Annotated in this window: 3 protein-coding genes; 1 reads left to right on the top strand and 2 read right to left on the bottom strand. The window is 65.7% G+C overall.

Annotated features, from left to right (window positions below; translation table 11 throughout):
- Positions 1-36 precede the first annotated feature (36 nt).
- The gene (locus BJF83_RS01975; RefSeq protein ID WP_075924943.1) at positions 37-1119 is read left to right on the top strand and encodes an IS630 family transposase; all 1083 of its coding nucleotides are present in this window, start codon (positions 37-39) and stop codon (positions 1117-1119) included.
- Between the two features lie 12 nt (positions 1120-1131).
- Here BJF83_RS01975 and BJF83_RS01970 read toward each other — a convergent pair whose 3' ends face one another.
- On the bottom strand, positions 1132-1500 hold the full coding sequence (locus BJF83_RS01970; protein WP_075924942.1) for a transposase family protein: 369 nt from the start codon (positions 1498-1500) through the stop codon (positions 1132-1134).
- A 176-nt stretch (positions 1501-1676) separates the two neighbouring features.
- Positions 1677-2115, bottom strand: a 439-nt coding sequence (locus BJF83_RS27295) for a hypothetical protein (protein ID WP_075924941.1), incomplete at its 5' end; no start/stop codon positions are given.

Genomic DNA, 2115 nt, shown 5'->3' with positions numbered 1-2115 from the left:
GGGGGTTGGTCCTGGTCGCCGTGGTGGGATGGGGGCATGGCGAGTGCGGGGCGGCCGAGGGTGCCGATTGTTTTGTCCGATGAGGAACGGGCCGAGCTGGAGCGGATCACGAGAGCGCATTCGAGCTCGCAGAAACTCGTGCTGCGGGCCCGCATCGTCCTGCTGGCGGCAGAGGATCTGCCCACGGTCGAGATCGCGGCCCGGCTGGGGACCTCGCAGCCGCCGGTCTCCAAGTGGCGCAAGCGATTCGCTGAACACCGGCTGGCGGGCCTGGCCGACGCCGACCGGTCGGGTGCCCCGCCGAGGATCGACCCGGCCAGGATCCGCACAGTCGTGGAGGAGACCCGGTTCGCCCGCCCGCCCGACGGGGCCTCGCACTGGTCCTCGCGCCAGATGGCCGAGCACGCCGGCCTGTCGCAGTCGGCCGTGGTGCGCATCTGGCAGGCGTTTCGTCTCCAGCCCCACCGCGTCAACGCCTTCAAACTCTCAACCGACCCGCTGTTCATCGACAAGGTCATCGACGTGGTCGGGCTGTACACGGACCCGCCCGACCACGCCGTCGTGCTCTGCGCCGATGAGAAATCCCAGATCCAGGCCCTCGAACGCACCCGCCCGGGCCACAATGTCGCGCCCGGGCATCCCGCGACGCGGACCCATGACGACGTCCGCCACGGCACCACCACCCTGTTCGCGGCCTTCGACATCGTCACCGGACAGGTCATCCACGACACCCACGAGCGTCACCGCTCCACCGAATGGCTGGACTTCCTGCGCCGCATCGACACCGAAGTCCCACCCGAGCTGGACGTCCACCTGGTCTGCGACAACTACGACACCCACAAGACCAAAAGCGTCCGCGACTGGCTGGCTGAGCACGAGAGGTTCCACGTGCACTTCACCCCGACCAGCGCCTCCTGGCTCAACCAGGTCGAACGCTGGTTCGGGCTCATCCAGAACCGGCTCCTGGCCCGCGGCGAGTTCACCTCCACCGACGACCTCGCCGCCCGGATCGCGCAATGGACCGAGCACTACAACACCGATCCCCGACCGTTCATTTGGACCAAGCCGGCCAAAGACATCATTGAGAAGTTCCTCAGGATCCAGAACCGACTTATTTAACGAACTTATGAATCACCACACTAGGGCCAGGGCGATGATCTCGCGGGTGCGACGCAGCAGCGGGGTGCTACGGCTGTACGGGCTGGTCGGGCCGGGGACCTGCTCGGCGAAGGTTTGTCTGTCGCATTCGGGGTTGTCGCAGAAGTAGCGGCGTACTTGCAGTTGGATCAGGGCCTGCTGTCCGGAGATGGGAGTGTCGAGGAGATGGCGTCTGTAGCGGCTGTGCACACGGGTTGAGGCGCTTCCACAGCAGGGACAGACAGCCGTGGGCTGCTGTGTGGCGGCGTGGATCTGCAGGGTGGTGCCGGTGCGGGTGATGTTGGTGACGTGCAAGTCCGATAGGTGGGGGAAGAGGAGGGCGATCAGTGGTGAGAGCGACACCTGGCATCATCGCGGCCAGGGCCGCTTGTTGCGGGAGGTTCACGGAGAATGCGCCAGAGCCAAAACACACTGGCCATTGACACACCCGCATGCGGGAAAATTCTCGCGGCAGAAAAGGCCCTGGGAGAGGGCGGGTCGCCATCTCCCGACGCTGGAGAACCGGTACGGCCGGGTCCTTACTGCTGGATCCAGTTACCGTTGGTGTCGAGCTCCCAGCCATTGACCTCGGCCTCGTGGACGAAGAGCTCGCCGCCCTGCATGACGGAGACCTCAGCGCGTGCGAGGGCGTCGGTCCTGTCATCGATAACCCGTGAGAAGGAGACGCGCGAGGTGCTCTCGTCGTCGGACGGCGATGCGGCACAACCCAAAGGCACCACCGCAGAGCTGTAGTCCTCACTGAGCTCGATCTCATCCAGGCTCTCACCGGTCAGTCGGTCGGCCATGCGCTCGTCCAAGGTCTGCTCGCTACCGGCGATGTAGTTCTCCTGGTGCTCGCGGTACCGTTCGAGCCCGCCGTCCGCGAAGTCGAACTCGTACTCCACAGCGCACCCCGCAGGGTCGTCCGATTCGACCGCGGAGACGGTGATGGACTCGAACACACGGTCCTCGGCGTAG

This window comes from Nocardiopsis sp. CNR-923 (assembly GCF_001942255.1).
Classification (GTDB): Bacteria; Actinomycetota; Actinomycetes; order Streptosporangiales; family Streptosporangiaceae; genus Nocardiopsis.
The sequence above is the reverse complement of the archived record's forward strand: the minus strand, read 5'-3'. Positions and strand labels throughout refer to the sequence as shown.

What these genes read in the sequence shown, in the direction of transcription:
- BJF83_RS01975 (WP_075924943.1), top strand. Translation starts at nt 37, where the DNA reads ATGGCGAGTGCGGGGCGGCCGAGGGTGCCGATTGTTTTGTCCGATGAG.